Below are 18,090 nucleotides of genomic sequence, written 5' to 3' on the forward strand. Positions count from 1 at the left end.
GGTGAGAGAGAAAACAAAACGAGAAGAAAGAAAAAAGAGAAATGAATAAAAATAGGGGGACGAGGGAATAAGAGATACGGCACGTAACAGAAAAGAGGAAGAAAGAGAAAAGATCCGCCACCCCGAGCCGTTGCGGCGTGTCGAAGATCTGCGAGCACGCCGCCTCGTACGCTTCCCGCCCGGCCACCGCCGATGCACACCTCCTCGCGTGCCGATCCGCGTCCGCGACCACGTCCTTCGGCAACCTCTACCTGACCGAGAAGCGCGGGGAGCGGACTTCGAGGACGAGGACGAGGAAGTGCTCGCCACCCTCGCCGTCGCGGGCCGGCGTCGCCACGACAACGGCGCGCTCTACGAGGAGGCCGTGCGCCGCGCGCGCTGGCTGACGCGCGAGCACGGCGGAGGTGACCACCGCCCTGATGTCCGGCAGCCCGCGCGCCGAGGTGACCGCCCGTATCGCCCGGCTGGCCCGGGAGATCACGGCTCCGTACTCGCCGTCTTCTCCCTGCCGGAGGCCGACGGCACGGCCCTGGCCGTCGAGCGGCCACCGGCGACGAGCCCCCGCGCGGGCACCGTGCTGCCCCTGGCCGGCACCCTGAGCGGCGCCGCCTTCGCCGACGGCCGCCCGGCCGGGCCCGTACCCGCGGCCGAGGCGCCCGCCGGTCCGGCGGTGGCCGTGCCCGTCACCTCCGGCGACGCGGTCCACGGGTGTGCTTCCTGCTTCGCCCGTCCCGCGGCGGGGCGGAGTTCTCCGAGCGCGAGACCGGGCCGCTGCTCGCCTTCGCCGGACAGATCGGCCTGGCCATGGAGCTCGCCGAACGCGCGCGGACACCGAGCAGTTTGCGGCCCTAGCTGGAGGACCTGCGACCGGATCGCCCGCGACCTCCACGACCTCGCCATCCAGCGGCTCCTTCGCCACCCGGCATGACCCTGCAGAGCGCCGACCGCTTCATCGACCACCCCGAGGCCGCCGAACGCGTCCAGCGCGCCTGTGGACGACCTCGACGAGACCATCAAGATCATCCGCTCCACCATCTTCGGCCTCCGCTCCCGCGAGACCGCCCCCCAGCACGGCCTGCGCACCCGCGCCGTCCCGCGCCGTCGCCGAGGCCGGCACCCGCCTCGGCTTCGCCCCCGGCCTGCGCATGGAGGGCCTCTGGACACCCATGGGTGCCCCGCGAGGCGGGCGGACGACGCCGTGGCCGTCCTCGGCGAGGCGCCTGACGAACGCGGCCCGTGCACGCGGGCGCCCGGTCGTGGACGTCGCCGTCGTCAACGACGGCCAGGACCTGGTCCTGACCGTCGCCGACGACGTGGGTCGGCATGCCGGCCGGCGCCGGGCGCCGCAGCGGGCCTGCGCAACCTCGCCGAGCGGGCGGAGCGGGCACGGCGGTGCGCTGTCCGGTGGAGGCGCGGGGGCGGGGCGGGACGGTGCTGGTGTGGCGGATTCCGCTGGCGGGCTGCCCGGCGTTGAGCCGGTCAGGAGGAGACGAAGCTGTCGAAGTGCCGTCGCGGACCGTCCGAAACGCCGGAGCCAGGGCCTTGACGTGCCCCAGCGCCGTGGCGAGGCTCTGGATATGCGGAAGTGCAGCAACGTCCCGCTCGGTTGTGCCTTGCGCGGCCTCCGACTCGGCTCTCGTCGAGGGCGAGTTCGGCGCACCGCACCGCTCGTTCGTCCATCTCTGAGCGCAGCTCGCCAGTTCGACGCGCAGCTCGGCCATCGCCTGCAGGAGTTCCTCCTGGGCCGGGGCAGCGCCGCCGACGGGGATGCTCCGTAGGAACCTTGAGCCTGCGCCCGGTATCCGGGCGCGATGACGCTGTTGTGCGCACCACCCGTGATGTGCACTCCCGAACCCTTGGTGCCTGCCCTGCTGTCCGGTGCCATGACTGCCTCCTCGGCGTACGTTCTGCGCGCTGTCGGCTGATGGTCAGTCGGTACGGGACTCTCGGTGCGCCCATCCGTGCCGGGGGCGCGTGACGTTTGGCCCTGGCACCCTTACGCGGCGGCGATGACACTGTTGTGTGCACCGCCGGTGATGTGCACCATGTTGTTGACGATGTTCTGCGCCTGCTGCTCGAACTCGCTCACGTCGTAGCCGCGGGCCTGAGTTCCCGTATGCACCGCGGTCTGCGCCCGTACCAGAGCGTGCTCAGGAAGCGGTCCACGTCGAACTCCTGGAAGACGTTCTGGAACCGCGTCTCCGCGCCGAGTTCCCGTCACACTGCATCGTCGGCGCGTGGTTGACGGCGTAGCCGCAGCGCACCAGCCGGCGGTAGCGGTGGCGGTTCTTGCGCGGCTGCCCGGCCGGCGGACGCCAGCGTGTCCAGGATCTGGCCGAGCGCGGCGCCCACGTCCCGGCCCAGCCCCCAGGCCAGCCTGCCCCATCACCGTCAGCCCGTCGACCAGCGGATCGGCGGGCGCGAACGAGTCCACCGCGCGGTAGGCGATGCGGTCGGCGGCAGCAGGTAGGGCTGCCAGTCCAGGTGCAGCACACCGCCCTGCGTGGTGGCCACGCACGAGCACCCGTGGTGACGACGTCCTCCTGCCAACTGCCCTGGAACTCGTCCCCGCCAGGCGAGGACGACGAACCGGCGCCGCCCCCGATCCGGTCGACCAGCGCCAGCCGTTCTGCACCGGGTCGATCACCGCCCCGCGTGCTCGACCTCGGTTGCCGGGGCCCCGCGTACCCGGGGGACGCGCTGCACCGGCTGACCGGTCGGCGCCCGGGTGTTCCGCCCGGGGCTGCGCCGCGGGCCGGTCGCCGACTGGCGTCGGCGGGATGTCGGCGCCCGCACCTCCAGCAGCGGCGTGATTGCTGGAGACCGCTGACCACGCCCTGGAGCTGTTCGGCCATGGGCGGCTGCGGCCACTGCCCTGGCGATGCCGCGTCGGCAGTTGGCAGGAGGACGTCGTCACCACGGTGCTCGTGCGGGCCACCACGCAGGGCGGTGTGCTGCACCTGGACTGGCAGCCCTACCTGCTGCCGCCGACCGCCATCGCCTACCGCGCGGTGGACTCGTTCGCGCCCGCCGATCCGCTGGTCGACGGGCTGACGGTGATGGGGCAGGCGGCCTGGGGGCTGGGCCGGGACGTGGGCGCCGCGCTCGGCCAGATCCTGGACACGCTGGCGTCCGCCGGCCGGGCCGCGCAGAAACCGCCACCGCTACCGCCGGCTGGTGCGCTGCGGCTACGCCGTCAACCACGCGCCGACGATCAGTGTGCGGGAACTCGGCGCGGAGACGCGGTTCCAGAACGTCTTCCAGGAGTTCGACGTGGACCGCTTCCTGAGCACGCTCTGGGTACGGGCGCAGACCGCGGTGCATACGGAACTCAAGGCCCGCGGCTACGACGTGAGCGAGTTCGAGCAGCAGGCGCAGAACATCGTCAACAACATGGTGCACATCACCGGCGGTGCACACAACAGTGTCATCGCCGCCGGTAAGGGTGCCAGGGCCAACGTCACCGCGCCCCCGGCACGGATGGGCGCACCGAAGTCCCGTACCGACTGACCATCAGCCGACAGCCGCAGAACGTACGCCGAGGAGGCAGTCATGGCACCGGACAGGCAGGGCAGGCACCAGGGTTCGGGAGTGCACATCACGGGTGGTGCGCACAACAGCGTCATCGCCGCCGGATACCGGGCGCAGGCTCAAGGTTCCTACGGAGCATCCCCGTCGGCGGCGCTGCCCCCGGCCCAGGAGGAACTCCTGCAGGCGATGGCCGAGCTGCGCGTCGAACTGGCCGAGCTGCGCTCAGAGATGGACGAACGAGCGGTGCGGTGCGCCGAACTCGCCCTCGACGAGGCCGAGTCGGAGGCCGCCAAGGCACAACCCGAGCGGGACGTGCTGCACTTCCGCATCCAGAGCCTCGCCACGGCGCTGGGGCACGTCAAGGCCCTGGCCTCCGGCGTTTCGGCGGTCCGCGACGCCTTCGACAGCTTCGTCTCCTCCTGACCGGCTCAACGCCGGGGCCCGCCAGCGGAATCCGCCACACCAGCACCGTCCCGCCCCCGCCCCCGCGCCTCCACGGACAGCGCACCGCCGTGCCGCTCCGCCCGCTCGGCGAGGTTGCGCAGGGCCCGCTGCGGCGCCCGGCGCCGGCCGGCATGCCGACCCCGTCGTCGGCGACGGTCAGGACCAGGTCCTGGCCGTCGTTGACGACGGCGACGTCCACCGACCGGGCCCCCGCGTGCCGGGCCCGCGTTCGTCAGCGCCTCGCCGAGGACGGCCACGGCGTCGTCCGCCGCCTCGCGGGGCACCTGGGTGTCCAGGAGGCCCTCCATGCGCAGGCCGGGGGCGAAGCCGAGGGCGGTGCCGGCCTCGGCGACGGCGCGGACGGCGCGGGTGCGCAGGCCGTGCTGGGGGGCGGTCCTCGCGGGAGCGGAGGCCGAAGATGGTGGAGCGGATGATCTTGATGGTCTCGTCGAGGTCGTCCACGGCGCGCTGGACGCGTTCGGCGGCCTCGGGGTGGTCGATGAAGCGGTCGGCGCTCTGCAGGGTCATGCCGGTGGCGAAGAGCCGCTGGATGGCGAGGTCGTGGAGGTCGCGGGCGATCCGGTCGCGGTCCTCCAGCAGGGCCAACTGCTCGGTGTCCGCGCGCCGTTCGGCGAGCTCCATGGCCAGGCCGATCTGTCCGGCGAAGGCGAGCAGCGGCCCGGTCTCGCGCTCGGAGAACTCCGCCCCGCCGGCGGGCCGGGCGAGCAGGAGCACCCCGTGGACCGCGTCGCCGGAGGTGACGGGCACGGCCACCGCCGGACCGGCGGGCGCCTCGGCCGCGGTACGGGCCCGGGCCGGGCGGCCGTCGGCGAAGGCGGCGCCGCTCAGGGTGCCGGCCAGGGGCAGCACGGTGCCCCGCGGGGGCTCGTCGCCGGTGGCCGCCTCGACGGCCAGGGCCGTGCCGTCGGCCTCCGGCAGGGAGAAGACGGCGAGTACGGAGCCCGTGATCTCCCGGGCCAGCCGGGCGATACGGCGGTCACCTCGGCGCGCGGGCTGCCCGGACATCAGGGCGGTGGTCACCTCCGCGCTCGCGCGCAGCCAGCGCTCGCGGCGCACGGCCTCCTCGTAGAGGCGCGCGTTGTCGATGGCGACGCCGGCCGCGACGGCGAGGGTGGCGAGCACTTCCTCGTCCTCGTCCTCGAAGTCCGCTCCCCCGCGCTTCTCGGTCAGGTAGAGGTTGCCGAAGACGTGGTCGCGGACGCGGATCGGCACGCCGAGGAAGGTGTGCATCGGCGGGTGGCCGGGCGGGAAGCCGTACGAGGCGGCGTGCTCGCAGATCTTCGGCAGCCGCAACGGCTCGGGGTGGCGGATCAGTTCGCCGAGGATGCCGTGGCCGGACGGGTACGGGCCGATCTCCCGGATCTGATCCTCCGTCAACCCGACGGTGAGGAACTGCGAGAGCGTCCGCCCGTCCGGCCCGATCACGCCCAGGGCGCCGTACCGGGCGTCGACGAGGACGACGGCGGCCTCGATGATGCCGTGCAGCACCTGCTCCAACTCCAGGCCGCGCCCCACCGACAGGACGGCCTCCAGCAGGTTGTGCACCCGGTCGCGGGTGCCGCGGGCGGCGTCGTCGAGCCGGGCCTGGACCTCGTCCAGCAGCTCGTCCAGCCTGAGTTGCGGCAGCCGTACCGCGCCCGCCCCGGTGTTCTCCCACGCCGCTCCTCGCACCTCACGCCCGGCCCGGGGTGGTCCTTCCGCCCCGTCCGACACCGTATCGCCGCCGGTCAGAGCCGCGCGCGCCGGGGCCGTCCGGTCCGCGGGGCACCGATCACCGCTGCTCGGCGAGGACCGCTCCGGTCACCGCGGCCGCCTGCGACGCCGGGCGGGGGATCCCGGCCCAGAAGCCGCACTGGTGGCCCGCGTCGAAGTCGTCCCGGGGGCCGACCGCGTCCGGGGCCAGGGAGAGCGGCCGGTACGGGGCGGGGGCCGTCGGCGCCCATCCGCCGCCGGGGTCGCCGGCGGCGGCGAAGCGGGACCAGAAGCCCATCATGGCGTCGGAGAGCCGCAGTTGGGCCGGGTTCAGCCGGAGGTCCCCGGTCACCCGGTAGTCGAAGAGGTACGGGGTGTCGGACCCGTGATAGGCGCCCAGGGGGAAGTCGGGGGTGCGGGCGTAGAGGTTGGGCGCGTTCCGGTCGGCGAACTCGTAGGCGAACGACCGGCCGGGCGTCGCCGTGGCGAACCAGCGGGCCGCCTCCCGGGTGGGGCAGGCGACGAGGTAGTCCCCGTACGCGGCGGCGAACGCCAGGCGGTAGTCGTCGCCGTACGCCGAGCCCGGGTAGTGCGCGGCGACCCGCGAGGCGTCCCGTCCCGAACAGGGCGGTGAGGACGACGGGGTAGGTGACGGCGTTGAGGGGGGTGCCCTGGGCCTCCACGGCGGCGGCGCCGATGGTCCCCTCGTCGAGCGCGTTGCCGGCCAGCACGGGCACTTTCGCGTGGCCGCCCGCGGCGATGACCTCTCCCGGGGGTTCGGGCAGGACGGGCGTGCCCGAGACCTGCCACCAGGGGGCGGCACTCGGCGTGGGGACCTTCAGCAACTCGGCGGCCGTCCTGCCGCGCAGGCAGGTCACGACGGCGGTGGCGGAGCCCACGCAGCCCGCGCCGGTGGCGAACGTCCGGCCGGTGGACTCGGCCTCGGCGACGGGCCGGGACGCCAGGCCGCAGGGGGCGCTGTGGACGACGGCGCGTGCGAAGAGCCCGCGCGATCCGGGGGCCGTCAGGTGGGCGCAGACGCTCAGGCCGCCGGCCGACAGGCCGCCCGCGGTGACGTTCGCGGGGTTCCCGCCGAACGCCGCCGCGTTCGCCCGGGTCCAGCGGAGCGCGGCCTGCTGGTCCATGAGGCCGTAGTCGCCGGAGCCGGTGCCGGGGGCCTCGGCGGTCAGCCCGGGGTGGGCCAGGTAACCGAAGGCGCCCAGGCGGTAGTTGGCGGTGACCACGATCATGTCGCCGGTCCGGGCCAGGCGGGAGGCGTCGTAGTTGGCCGCGCTCCCGGCCAGGAACGCCCCGCCGTGGAACCACACCAGCACCGGTTTGCCGCTTCCGCCCTCCGGCGGGGTGAAGACGTTCAGGTACAGGCAGTCCTCGTTCGTGCTCTCGGGGCTGCCCAGCTCGGCGCGGGCCGGCTGGGCGCACGCCCGCGCGGCGACGGTCGCGTCCCGGACCACGGACCACGGGGTCACGGGCCCCGGCGGCCGCCACCGCCGCTCCCCCACCGGCGGCGCGGCGAACGGCATCCCGAGGAAGACCCTGCCCCGGTCGGTGACCAGACCGCGGACGGGGCCCGCGTCCGTGGTGACGACGGCAGGGTCCCGCGGCGCCCGGGCCCCCGCCGGTGCCGGGGCGGCGCCGAGGAGCGCGAGCAGGGCGAGGAGGAGGGGGACGAGCAGCCTGCGCGAGGTGGCCATGGCCGATGTCTACCCGGGTGCGGACGGTGATCTTCCGGGCCGGACGGGGCACATGCGGTCGGCCGTTCACCGGCATGTGCCGCTACGGCCCGGCCGGCGGGTCCGTGGTACGGACCCGCCGGCCGGGCCGTAGCGGTCAGGGGAACGCCGCGCTCAGCGGCGCGCGCCGGGGTGACTCACACCAGCTCGGGTTGCGGTTCGGGTTGCCGTGCCGGTGCGGCCTTCGCCTCCCACCGCTTGGTGGTCCGTACGTAGCCGTAGATCACCGAGACCATCGCCAGGACGAGAAGGGGACCGAACACCCACGGATGCCCGGCCATCTCCATCGGCAGGTAGCGGTACGACACCAGGAGCGCGGTGAAGATCGCCGTGCCGTAGGCCACCAGCTGGATTCCCGACCGGTCCCAGCCACGGTCGATCGTGCGCAGAGCCGTCTCGATCGTGAGCGTGAACACCACACCGGCGATGAGGTCCGCGCCGTAGTGGTAGCCGAATCCCAGCGTCGCGGTGAGCGTGGCGACCAGCCAGAACGTCCCCGCGTACCGCAGGAACCGCGGGCCCTTGCGGGAGTGGATGAAGATCGCGGTGGCCCACGCCGTGTGCAGGCTGGGCATGCAGTTGCGCGGGGTGATGCCGTCGTAGAGCACCGGGTGCGGGGCCGAGATCGGGGGCAGCACGTCCGGCCACACGTTGGTCACCGCCCACTCCACGCCGCCGGTGCCGGAGGCGCCCGGGCCGTAGGCGAAGACCGGTCCGACCACCGGGAAGATCATGTAGATGCCCGGTCCGAGGAGGCCGATCACCAGAAAGGTGCGCACCAGATGGTGGCGCGGGAAGCGGCCCTCGGCCGCGACGTTGCGCAGCTGGTACAGCGCGACGGCGACCGCGGCGAGCGCGAGCTGGGCGTAGACCCCGTTGAGCAGAAACCTGCCGACCGGGCCGGAGGCCTCGACGATCCGGCCCACCAGCCACGACGGGTTGCCCAGCGCGTGATCGGCGGTCGCCACGTACGGGTCGAGCACCGTCGGGCGGGTCTTCGCCGTGATGAGCAGCCAGGTGTCGCCGGCCTTGCGGCCGGCCACCAGCAGCAGGCCCAGCCCGACGCCCTTCAGCAGCAGGAGGCGTTCCCGGCCGGTGCGGCGCGTGACGGCGATGACCGCGCAGCCCAGCATCACCCAGAGTGCGCCGTTGCCGAAGTACCGGCCGTCGGTCACCTTGACGTCGGCCGCCCACCGCGCCAGCACGAAGACGACGTCGATGCCGATCGCGGCACCGACCGCGATGAACCGTTGCCGCCAGGTGAGCACCAGCATCATCAACAGCATGCCGCCGTACAGCGGCCCCGGTTTGGGGGCGAAGATCACCTCTTTCGCCTGGTTGGTGATCGGCCCCGGCTCGCCGGTGCAGTGACGCGCGGCGATCTCCAGCGCGATGAGGAACCCGAGGGCCACCACACCGGCGGTGGCCCAGAGGATCACCCGTGGTCGGCGCCAGGCGGCGGACTTCAATATTCGCGGAAACACCCGCCGTACTATAGATGTCAATTGTCTGACCGATTTGTTAGGTGTTGGGCAGAGGGACTCTTCGTGCTCGTCGAGAGTCCGATCATGCCATCCGGGTGGTTCGGGTGGTCCCGCCGGTCACGGGCGGCGCGGGGGCCGGGCATCCCTGCCGGACGCGGTGCGGGGCGCAACGCCCCTCCTGGGCATGGGCGTTCTCGCCGACCGGCCCGGCCATCCGGCCGGAACGCTCAGCCTTCGCCGCCGGAGGTCGCCCCGGTGACGGGCTCCGGGATGCTGTGTCGTGTGCACGCCCACAGCGCGAGCCCGAGGCAGCTGAACGCGGCACCCAGTGCGCAGACGGCGCCCCAGCCGGCCACCGTGTAGAGGGAGGTCGCGGCGATGGCGCCGGTGGCGCTGCCGATCGAGTAGAAGACCATGTAGCCGCCGATCAGCCGGCTGCCCGCCTCCGGGTGCAGCGCGTAGATCAGGGTCTGGTTGGTGACGTGGACCGCCTGCACGGCGAGGTCGAGGAGGATCACCCCGGCGAACAGGGCCCAGAGCGAGGTGCGGGTGAAGGCCAGGGGCAGCCACGAGGCGGCGAGCAGCGCCAGGGCGATGCCGGTGGTCCTGCGGGAGAGCCCGCGGTCGTTCAGACGGCCCGCCACGGTCGCGGCCAGGGCGCCGGCGACACCGATCAGCCCCAGCGCCCCGATCGCGCTGTGGGACAGGAAGTACGGGGCCTCGCTGAGCGGCAGCGCGATGCTGCTCCACAGCGTGCTGAAGGCGGCGAAGACCAGCAGACCGAACAGGGCCCGGAGCCGCAGCAGCCGTTCCCGCGCGAACAGGGTGATCGTGGAGCGCAGGAGCTGTCCGTAGCGCAGGGTCGTCGGCGGGGCGTCGCCGCGGCGCGGCAGCACCCGGTACAGGACCAGGGCGAGCAGAGCGGTGAGCGAGGCCGAGGCGAGGTAGACGGAGCGCCAGCCGGCGAGGTCGGCCATGAGGCCGGACGCGGTGCGGGCGAGCAGGATGCCGACGACCACACCGCTGGTGACGAGACCGACGACGCGTCCGCGCGCGGCGGGCGGGGCCAGTGATGCCGCGAAGGCCACCAGCGTCTGGGTGACGACGGCGAGCAGCCCCGTCGCGGCCATGCCCGCGAGCAGGACCGCCGCCGTGTCCGCGGCGGCCACCACGGTCAGCGCCACCACCAGGAGCAGCAGCTGGGCCACGATGAGCCGTCTGCGGTCGGCCACGTCGCCCAGCGGTACGAGGAAGAAGAGCCCCAGCCCGTATCCGACCTGCGTGAGGGTGACCACGCTGCCGACGAGCGCCGGGCTCATCGCGAGGTCGTGGCCCATGGTCACCAGGAGCGGCTGGGAGAAGTAGACGTTGGCCACCGCGGCCCCGCAGGCGACGGCGAACAGGACGACGACGCCACGGGACAGGACGGGCGCGGGACCCTCCCCTCGTCGGCTCCGCGTCCCGGTCCGTCGCGTCACGGCCTCACCGTTGCCCGGCATCAGCACTCCCCTTCCATTCTGGTTTCATCTTGCTACCAGTACGGGACGGTAACTTCCTTGGTAGCATGTTGCAACCGTTGTGAGAGTGAGGGACGCCATGGTGACCAGGACGCGCTTCGACGACAGCGAATGCCCCGTCGCCCGGTCGGTGGACGCGATCGGCGACTGGTGGTCCCTGCTGATCGTGCGGGACGCCTTCGACGGGAGCCGGCGCTTCGGGGAGTTCCAGCGCAGCCTGGGCGTGGCGAAGAACATCCTCTCCGCGCGTCTGCGCGCCCTGGTCGCCGGCGGCGTCCTCGAATCCGTCCCCGCCTCGGACGGCAGCGCCTACCGCGAGTACGTACTGACCCCGAAGGGCAAGGCGCTCTTCCCCGTCATCGTGGCGCTGCGGCAGTGGGGCGAGCAGAACTTCTTCGCCCCCGGCGAACCGCACTCACAGCTGGTCGACCGCCGGCAGGGACACCGCCTCCGCGCACTGGAGGTGCTGTCCGCGGACGGGCGGCGGCTGCACCCCGAGGACACCACCGTGCACAAGGTCTCCACTGGGTGATTCCGAAGTCACCGGCCGGTCGCCTGCGGTGCGGGGACCGGGCGGCGTTCACGTCGCGGACCGGCTGATGCGCCGCTCTGTGCACGACGTCGTTCCCGGCATCGCAGGACGCCGGATCCGCCTCCGTGACACGGGGACCGAGGTGACCTTGTGCAACTGCCCGCTGCACACGGCCGTTCCACCACCGGGTACGGCCACGGACGCCGCGCGGGCCGTGGAGAGAAGCCGTCGTGGAGCACACCGGACATGGGCGAGAATGTCTCTGTTCACTTACGTAACAGGAGATTCATGCACAAGCGTCTACCCCTGCTCGCCGTCTGCCTTGCGGCCGCCGCTTTCGGTACTTCGGCGTGCGGCGCATCCGGCGACAGCGGCTCGAGCGCCTCGGCGGCATCGGCGTCGGCATCCGCCTCGGCCGCCCCGTCCGGGAGCCCGTCGGCCACCCCCGCGGAACTGCGCGGGCTGACAGGGCTGTCGGCCAAGCTCTACCTCAGGACGATCCGGAAGCACTACCCGGACCTGGACCGCATCGACGACGACACCCTCGTCGCCCACGGCAACGCGCTCTGCCTCGCCAACGGACAGGCCCTCGTCGACCAGGCCATAAAGACCAAGAAGGAACTCGAGCTCACCGGACAGCAGGCTTCGCAGATCCTCGGTACCGCGCACGGCTCCTGCGGCAGGAACGCGTTCAAGTGACGGCAGGGATCTGACCTCGACGGAGCCCCCGGCCGTGGTCCGCCGGACAGGCCTCAGCCCGGGAACGGCCCCGCCACCGGCGGGAACCACGCCCGGACCACCACGCCACCGTCCTCACCGTCGGTGACGGCGCACCGCCCGCCCAGTTCGGCCGCCCGCTCCTCCATCGACCGCAGCCCCAGTCCGCCGCCCGTGGGGTGGCCCGGCAGTCCGCGGCCGTTGTCCGTCACCTCGATCGTGACGGAGTCGGCGACCACGCGGACGGCCAGGCCGGCGCGGTCCGCGTCGGAGTGCCGTACGACGTTGTTGAGGGCCTCGCCGCCGATCAGGTAGACGGCGACCTCCACGGCGGCCGGGAGCCGTGGCAGCGGGTCGGGGGTGAAGTCCACGGTGACGTGCGGGGGTTCGCCGAGGCGGTCCACCAACTGGCGCAGGGCGCCGCCCAGTCCACTGCGGTCGAGGGCCGCGGGGGCGAGGCCGGCCGAGATGCGGCGGAGTTCGGCGATGGCCTGGCCGATGCCCTCGGAGGCGACGCCCAGCGGGGGCGCGGCGGGTGAGTCGTCCGGTACGGCGTAGCGCGCGGCGTCGATCTGCAGGCGTGCGCCGGAGAGGGCCGGGCCCAGCCCGTCGTGCAGGTCGCGCCGCAGCGTGCGGCGGGCCTCCTCGCGGGCGACGACCTCGCGTTCGCGGGCGGCCCGCAGGTCCTCGTAGAACTGCAGCGAGGCGAGCGCCGGGGACGCCTGGTCGGCGAGGAACTGGAGCACTTCCTGGTCCTGTTGGTCCAGCGTCCGGCTGCCGGGTCGGAGCGTGACGTCGAGACTGCCGATGACGCCGCCTTCGTAGGTCAGCGGGAAGCCGGCCTCCGGGCGCCGCTCGCCGACGGCGGCCAGGACGCGCGGGCCGCCGCGGGTGTTGACCGTCACGGTGGCGCCCGGGAGGCCGAGGGTCCGGGTGACGGTGTCGCACAGCAGTTGCGGGGCGGCGCCGGGGGCGGCGGCCCGGCTGAGGCGCTCGGCGAGTTCGCGGACGACGTGGTACGGGCGGGAACGGGCGCCGTAGTAGGCGTGGTCCACGATCCGCGCGGCCCCCCTGGCGCAGGGGTAGGACAGGGCTCCGAGGGCCAGTCCCACGGCCCCCCACACGAGGGCTCCCCGGCCGGGCCGGTCCGGGAGGGCCTTGAGCACCAGCACGCCCACGACGGTGTACACGGCGACCAGGGTCGTGGCGAGGACGAGGGAGACCAGGGCGGTGCGCGTGGCCCGGTCCAGCCGTCCGGAGCGGTCCCGGCCGATGCCGTAGACGGCGCAGAACGGCCAGACGACCGCCGCCGTGTAGGCGACGTACCAGAGGCTCTCCCCCAGCGGGAAGAGGTAGGCGATGTAGACGAAGACGAGCCACAGCACGTACGGCAGGAGGGGGACGATCTGCCGCCGGTCGGGAGCCCGCCACCAGCGCACCGCCATGACGGTGAGGCCGATCAGCAGGATGCAGGTCATCGGCGGGACGAGCGGGGCGTGGTCCGCCACCGCCGTGTGCAGGCGCGCCCATGTGCCGCTGTCCGCCGGGCGGGGAAGCGTGTAGGTGCGCGAGGGGAAGCCGCCGGGGTCGGTGAAGGCGTGCACCAGGCTCCACACCGCGACCAGTGCCAGATACGGACGCCAGATCCGGTGGCGGGGCAGCTCACCGCTCGGCAGGTACAGCGGCAGGGCGTAGAAGGTGAAGACGGCCAGGGCGAAGGCGCAGAGGGCGAAGGCGTACAGGACGTCGCTGACGGCGCGCCCGGCGTGCGTGGCGGCGGCGCCCAGCAGGGCGGCTTCCGACGCGACGTGCGCGGTCCCGGCCGCGATCAGCAGCGGGCCGGGGACGCTGTCCGGCCGGTGGACCGTCATGAAGGCGCCGAGCAGGACGAGCCCGATGGCGGCCAGGACCAGGGCTCCGCGGTCGATGATGTACGGGGCCAGCCGCGCGTCGTACAGATGGGTGAGGGCGAAGAGGAGCCAGACGACGGCGGAGACGAGCGTCAGCCCGTACGCCGCGAAGGCCGGGCGGGACCGCCCGGCCCGTGCCGCCCTCCGCTCGCTCACCCGCGGCCCTCGCTCAGTGCCCGTCCCCCGGGACTTCTCCGTCGCCCGGGCCTTCTCCGCCCAGCCCCGCGTCCCTGGCCCGGGCGACGGCCTCGGCGCGGGAGGTCACCTGGAGCTTGTCGAAGACGTGGGAGACGTGGTTGCGGACGGTCTTCTCGGAGAGGACCAGGTGACGGGCGATGTGCCGGTTGTCCAGGCCCCGGGAGATGAGCTCCAGGATCTCCACCTCGCGGGCGGTGAGCGACGGGAAGAGCTGCTCCGCGTCGTGCCGGAGGCCGTGGCGGAAGACCTCGGTGAGGCGGGCGGCGGTGTCCGGGCCGAAGACGGCGCCGCCGGCGGCCACCGTGCGGACCGCGTGCAGGACCTCGTCGGCGCCCGCGCCCTTGACGAGGTAGCCCCGGGCACCGGCCTGGAGGGCGGCGAGCAGACTCCCGTCGTCGTCGGACATGGTCAGCATCAGCACCGGCAGGCCGGGGTGGCGCTCCGTGAGCCGGCGGGTGACGTCGATCCCGGAGGCGTCGGGCAGGGAGAGGTCCATGACGACCGCGTCCGGCCGCTGCCGGGCCACGGCGTCGAGGGCCTCGGCCCCGGTCTCGGCCTCGGCGACGACCGCCGCGCCCGCGCCCTCCAGGGCGGCCTTCAGGCCGCTGCGGAACAGCGGGTGGTCGTCACAGATCAGGACGCGTGGCGGGCGGGCCTCTTCTTCGCTCACATCCTCTTCTTCGCTCACACACCGACGCTAACGGCCGTCCGGGGCGATCTCTCGTTGTACCGGGCGTCAGGTGGAGCGGTCAGGTGGAGTGGGAGCCGATCATCAGTCCGGCCAGGTCCTCGGGGGCGAGCCAGGAGGGCGAGGGCGGCTGTCCCCAGCTGAGGAAGCTCTCGTTGACGTCGAAGACCTCCGGTTCCCAGAGCTGGTCGTCGATGATGCAGTCCATGTCGGAGTAGTACTCCGTGAAGTTGCCCGCCGGGTCCTTGAGGTACCAGAAGAAGTTGGACCCGATGTGGTGGCGGCCGAAGCCCCAGATGTGGCGTTCGGGGTGGCCCTCCAGCATGGTCATGGCGCCGCGCCCGACCTCGTCGACGTCGTCGACCTGCCAGGAGGTGTGGTGCAGGAAGGTGAACGGTGCCGCCAGGATCAGGATGTTGTGGTGGTCGGTGGAGCAGCGCAGGAAGCCGCCGGCGTCGCCCAGGGAGTCGCTCACCTTGAAGCCCAGGCCGTACCCGAAGAACGCGGTGGTCACGGGGGCGTCGGGGGTGCCGAGCACGGCGTGGCCCAGCTTGCTCGGCCGGATCGGGCCGGCGCGCAGTACGCCGGGTGGCGCGGTCGTCGGTGCGTTCGGCGCGGCCGGGCCCGTTGTACGGGGTCGGCGGGGTCGCCGGTGCGAGGGTGCGCGGCTCCACCCGGAGCACGGCCCGTACGCCCGTGGCGGGGTCCGCCGCGGTGAGCGTTCCGGGGCCCGGGGCCGTGCCGATGCCCAGGCGGTGCAGGCGGCGGGCGGCCGCGCCGAGGTCGTCGGGGTCGTCGACGCCGATCCGCATCTCGACCAGGCGTCGGGTCGGGGCGCGGACGAGGCGCAGCTGGCGGCCGCCGTCGCGGGTGGAGAACCAGCCGTCGCCGTGGGGGCGCAGGCCGAGTTGGGTGTAGTAGGGGGCCGTCGCGGCGGGGTCGGGGACGCCGATGGTGACGGCGGACAGCCGGTGTGCGGGCATGACGGAATTCCTTTGCTGACAGCGGGGGTTCACGGCAGGACCGGCGCGTGGCGGGCCGTGCGCAGGGCCTGGGCGATGATGGTCAGGGTCGGGTTGACCGCGGCGGACGACGGGAAGAAGCCGCCGTCGACGACGTAGAGGTTGTGGACCTCGTGGCTGCGGCAGTACGGGTCGAGGACGGAGCGCGCCGGGTCGTGCCCGGCCACGGTGGTGCCGCACTGGTGGCCGGTGTGCTCGATGCCCATGCGGTGGGTGAGGACGAGCGGGCAGCCCGCGCGGCGCATCATCCGGGCCCCGGTGCGCACCAGGCGGCGGTGGGCGCGGGCGCCCGCCGGCTGCCGGTCGAGGGCGATGCCGCCGTCGGGGCGGAGCAGGACGCGGTTGCCGATCCGGGGCAGGTCCTCGGAGATGAGCCACCAGTCGATGCTGTGGCCGGTCAGGGCGTCGAGGATGCGGCGGGGCACGCGGGGGTGGGCGGTGGCGACGGCCGCGGCGTCGACCTTGCCCATGAGCTGGAGGTTGCCGAGCGGGTACGGCCCGTGCGGGCCGGCCCGGTAGAAGTCGTTGACGGCCAGGGTCTTCTGGAAGACGGACGGGTTGGGGCGCCGGGGATCGACGAGACACCAGCAATGTAGTCATGCAGTTGATGAGTGAAAGATGATGGGACTGACGTATTGGGATCACGACCCAGTTAAGCTGCAAGTGGGCACATGCACCTTCCGGGGTGAGTAGCACAGGAGTGCGGTGAAAGTGCCGAACCAGGGAATAGACAGCAAGGGCAAGAGAAACAGAACTCGTTTGATGGACGACAGACAAGGAGAAGTCTTACGCAAACGGTGACGCGCACGAGGTTACGAAATTAAGGTCGAACGGTCCGTTCACGTTGTGCTAGTCGGAGTCAATGAGTACAGGCCAATACATTAAATATAGCGAGAGTACGAGTGCGCAACGTCGGAGTACGACGATGTTAAGCGCTAAGTAAGCCGGATGCATGTCGGCGTTCCACTAGAGATCGTTCTAGGGCAACTGTGCTCGGTCGGACCCTCACGTGGAGAAGTAGCAGCAGATTCACGGTGTATCAAAGGAGGGCGAGCAAGGGAGGGTTGCAGGATATGACGTCGGGGGTTTTCGGCAGTCGTATGACGTCCGCCACGAAATGCAGAGGCCATGGAGACCGCAAGGTGCCGCAGTTATCGGCGCAGAACCGTTTGTCCCCGAATGACGAGATTGTACACCAGGAGGTAAGATAGGTCCGGGAGACCCTGACGCGACCAGGTAACATTCCCGCTCAACCCCCCCCATGTCAGCCACTGGCGGATTGGGCCAGAGTGAGTAAAGCGCTATTTAGTTGGGGGCAAGCGAGAGAGTAGTAGTGGGCCATCGTGGGATGCACGGGCTCTACTGGTTCGGCCGCATGTAGCACACCGGCCTAGTTAAGGGAGTTCCCAGGCATTCGAGTAAGTTGGATGATGTTCCCCCCCCGCCAGGCCGGTAAGCCGTAGATAAAACATTTGAACCAAGGCACCCGAACTAATGGGCCACGGGCCGGCAGAGATTGGTGACGCTACAAAGCAGTGAAGACACTAGTGCATCGACGGCGCCGAACCCTACTACATGACGCTCTCGCGCAGCCCGGATAGGCGACAAGGTACGCACTATAATGACCTTGGTTTGATAACGGTGCCCGCCGACTAGCGATCAAGATAGTGGTGGCGGTCGCGAGGGCATGAAAGGTCCGCTCCGGAACGTTGTGTGGATGCCACGTATACGGCGTGGTAGCGGCTTAAGATGGCCACAGTAGTCCAGAAGAAAGGACCAGGCGATACGACATTAGGCGTTGGCAGGGGCATCAGCTTGGATAGGGGATGGGACGAAAAAGACACGCGATCCAGCGTTCAGCACGACTCAGTGTTACACGCAGGGCTCACGGACAGCCAGGCACAACTGACTCGGGCCACAAAGGGGCTCGTTGGTGGGATCCAACGACTGCACGAACGTTCACGGCGTCGTAAGGTTGGTTGGCACGGACAGTAGTACCTGGACATACAAGGGTACTAGCTTGAAGTGCGCGCACGGCTCCCCAAAATGCAGTTCATCGTACCGGCAACTTCCTTACCGCAGAGCGTACGGAAAAGGATGGTACCACAGTACGGCGGTTCTCTGTTGTCGCCGCCACCCCACACCACTCCATATTAGCCGGGAAAGCGCCGCAGGAAGTAGCAGTGACAACAGCGTGAGTTGAAACGAGTTGAGGTGACAATCCGGCCCATTGTTGAAATGTGGGTGAGGTCTCGAAGTAATAGAACCCATCATGGTGCTGACCTCGACGGAGGCCTACGATCGGCCGAGACCACGCTGCGGAAGTTTTCGACCGAGACCAAGGCGGTAATATCCGCTCTTCCAGAAGCGGGCTTCGCAGCGAGAAGATGGCGGACCCGAGGCGATCGAAAGGCAATGTCTGGTAATTACCACAGAACCGTTAAGGAGAGGTGGTGGCCAGCCCAGTAGTTGTGCGGGCATCTCGGCGGCGGCGGTCCGGGGCCTTCGTACTGGAACGAGTGTCGAGGTTGAGGGTGGGCCGCAGCGCGCAGCATGGCGAGGTGGACGGTGGAGGGGCTGACG

At 71.5% G+C, this 18,090-nt stretch carries 14 protein-coding genes and 3 pseudogenes; 6 read left to right on the forward strand and 11 right to left on the reverse strand.

The features are described from left to right. A partial coding sequence (locus ABD794_RS05245; RefSeq protein ID WP_344961119.1) for a hypothetical protein occupies nucleotides 1–187 on the reverse strand: 187 nt, incomplete at its 3' end. Between the two features lie 21 nt (nucleotides 188–208). Between ABD794_RS05245 and ABD794_RS05250 the strand changes: the two genes are divergently transcribed. Both ABD794_RS05250 and ABD794_RS05255 read left to right on the forward strand, forming a co-directional pair. Continuing rightward, nucleotides 209–928 carry a hypothetical protein gene (locus ABD794_RS05250; protein WP_344961120.1) on the forward strand — a complete coding sequence of 240 codons (720 nt, stop codon included), beginning with the start codon at nucleotides 209–211 and terminating at the stop codon, nucleotides 926–928. Nucleotides 929–991: 63 nt separating this feature from the next. Continuing rightward, the gene (locus ABD794_RS05255; RefSeq protein ID WP_344961121.1) at nucleotides 992–1,474 is read left to right on the forward strand and encodes a hypothetical protein; all 483 of its coding nucleotides are present in this window, start codon (nucleotides 992–994) and stop codon (nucleotides 1,472–1,474) included. 522 nt (nucleotides 1,475–1,996) lie between these two features. On the opposite strand, the gene ABD794_RS05260 is transcribed toward ABD794_RS05255, so the two are convergent. After that, nucleotides 1,997–2,941 (reverse strand): hypothetical protein, encoded by a 945-nt coding sequence (locus ABD794_RS05260; RefSeq protein ID WP_344961122.1) that lies wholly within the window; start codon nucleotides 2,939–2,941, stop codon nucleotides 1,997–1,999. Between the two features lie 236 nt (nucleotides 2,942–3,177). On the opposite strand from ABD794_RS05260, the gene ABD794_RS05265 reads away from it, so the two are divergent. Both ABD794_RS05265 and ABD794_RS05270 read left to right on the forward strand, forming a co-directional pair. After that, on the forward strand, nucleotides 3,178–3,510 hold the full coding sequence (locus ABD794_RS05265) for a hypothetical protein (RefSeq protein ID WP_344961123.1): 333 nt from the start codon (nucleotides 3,178–3,180) through the stop codon (nucleotides 3,508–3,510). 42 nt (nucleotides 3,511–3,552) lie between these two features. Then, nucleotides 3,553–3,954 carry a DUF5955 family protein gene (locus tag ABD794_RS05270; protein WP_344961124.1) on the forward strand — a complete coding sequence of 134 codons (402 nt, stop codon included), beginning with the start codon at nucleotides 3,553–3,555 and terminating at the stop codon, nucleotides 3,952–3,954. Here ABD794_RS05270 and ABD794_RS05275 read toward each other — a convergent pair. The 5 genes and pseudogenes from ABD794_RS05275 to ABD794_RS05290 form a co-directional block, all read right to left on the reverse strand. Then, nucleotides 3,890–5,667: pseudogene (locus tag ABD794_RS05275) on the reverse strand (sensor histidine kinase). The gene ABD794_RS05270 and the pseudogene ABD794_RS05275 sit on opposite strands and share 65 nt — an antisense overlap. 100 nt (nucleotides 5,668–5,767) lie before the next feature. Continuing rightward, on the reverse strand, nucleotides 5,768–6,244 hold the full coding sequence (locus ABD794_RS18565) for a carboxylesterase family protein (protein WP_425585927.1): 477 nt from the start codon (nucleotides 6,242–6,244) through the stop codon (nucleotides 5,768–5,770). Nucleotides 6,245–6,383: 139 nt separating this feature from the next. After that, nucleotides 6,384–7,400 (reverse strand): annotated as a pseudogene (locus ABD794_RS18570) (carboxylesterase family protein); the annotation flags it as partial. Between the two features lie 176 nt (nucleotides 7,401–7,576). Continuing rightward, nucleotides 7,577–8,875, reverse strand: a complete 1,299-nt coding sequence (locus ABD794_RS05285; RefSeq protein WP_344961132.1) for a phosphatase PAP2 family protein — start codon at nucleotides 8,873–8,875, stop codon at nucleotides 7,577–7,579. A gap of 275 nt (nucleotides 8,876–9,150) precedes the next feature. After that, nucleotides 9,151–10,422 carry an MFS transporter gene (locus ABD794_RS05290; RefSeq protein WP_425585926.1) on the reverse strand — a complete coding sequence of 424 codons (1,272 nt, stop codon included), beginning with the start codon at nucleotides 10,420–10,422 and terminating at the stop codon, nucleotides 9,151–9,153. 97 nt (nucleotides 10,423–10,519) lie between these two features. Between ABD794_RS05290 and ABD794_RS05295 the strand changes: the two genes are divergently transcribed. Together ABD794_RS05295 and ABD794_RS05300 are read left to right on the forward strand one after the other, a co-directional pair. After that, the gene (locus tag ABD794_RS05295; protein WP_344961127.1) at nucleotides 10,520–10,972 is read left to right on the forward strand and encodes a winged helix-turn-helix transcriptional regulator; all 453 of its coding nucleotides are present in this window, start codon (nucleotides 10,520–10,522) and stop codon (nucleotides 10,970–10,972) included. Between the two features lie 288 nt (nucleotides 10,973–11,260). Beyond that, nucleotides 11,261–11,671, forward strand: a complete 411-nt coding sequence (locus ABD794_RS05300; protein ID WP_344961128.1) for a hypothetical protein — start codon at nucleotides 11,261–11,263, stop codon at nucleotides 11,669–11,671. Between the two features lie 53 nt (nucleotides 11,672–11,724). On the opposite strand, the gene ABD794_RS05305 is transcribed toward ABD794_RS05300, so the two are convergent. The 4 genes and pseudogenes from ABD794_RS05305 to ABD794_RS05320 all read right to left on the reverse strand — a co-directional run bounded on the left by ABD794_RS05305 (nucleotide 11,725) and on the right by ABD794_RS05320 (nucleotide 15,977). Continuing rightward, complete coding sequence (locus ABD794_RS05305) at nucleotides 11,725–13,755, reverse strand: sensor histidine kinase (protein WP_344961129.1); 2,031 nt, start codon at nucleotides 13,753–13,755, stop codon at nucleotides 11,725–11,727. A 13-nt stretch (nucleotides 13,756–13,768) separates the two neighbouring features. Next, the gene (locus tag ABD794_RS05310; RefSeq protein ID WP_344961130.1) at nucleotides 13,769–14,467 is read right to left on the reverse strand and encodes a response regulator; all 699 of its coding nucleotides are present in this window, start codon (nucleotides 14,465–14,467) and stop codon (nucleotides 13,769–13,771) included. Between the two features lie 79 nt (nucleotides 14,468–14,546). After that, nucleotides 14,547–15,468, reverse strand: a pseudogene (locus tag ABD794_RS05315) (VOC family protein). Nucleotides 15,469–15,497: 29 nt separating this feature from the next. Next, nucleotides 15,498–15,977 carry a GMC family oxidoreductase gene (locus ABD794_RS05320; RefSeq protein ID WP_344961131.1) on the reverse strand — a complete coding sequence of 160 codons (480 nt, stop codon included), beginning with the start codon at nucleotides 15,975–15,977 and terminating at the stop codon, nucleotides 15,498–15,500. Nucleotides 15,978–18,090 lie beyond the last annotated feature (2,113 nt).

The sequence above is a fragment of the Streptomyces thioluteus genome (assembly GCF_039535865.1).

Bases quoted from the DNA above. Each gene is read 5' to 3' on its own strand.
- ABD794_RS05270 (WP_344961124.1), top strand. From the start codon at position 3,553: ATGGCACCGGACAGGCAGGGCAGGCACCAGGGTTCGGGAGTGCACATC.
- ABD794_RS05290 (WP_425585926.1), bottom strand. From the start codon at position 10,422: ATGCCGGGCAACGGTGAGGCCGTGACGCGACGGACCGGGACGCGGAGC.
- ABD794_RS05295 (WP_344961127.1), top strand. From the start codon at position 10,520: ATGGTGACCAGGACGCGCTTCGACGACAGCGAATGCCCCGTCGCCCGG.
- ABD794_RS05300 (WP_344961128.1), top strand. From the start codon at position 11,261: ATGCACAAGCGTCTACCCCTGCTCGCCGTCTGCCTTGCGGCCGCCGCT.
- ABD794_RS05320 (WP_344961131.1), bottom strand. From the start codon at position 15,977: ATGGGCAAGGTCGACGCCGCGGCCGTCGCCACCGCCCACCCCCGCGTG.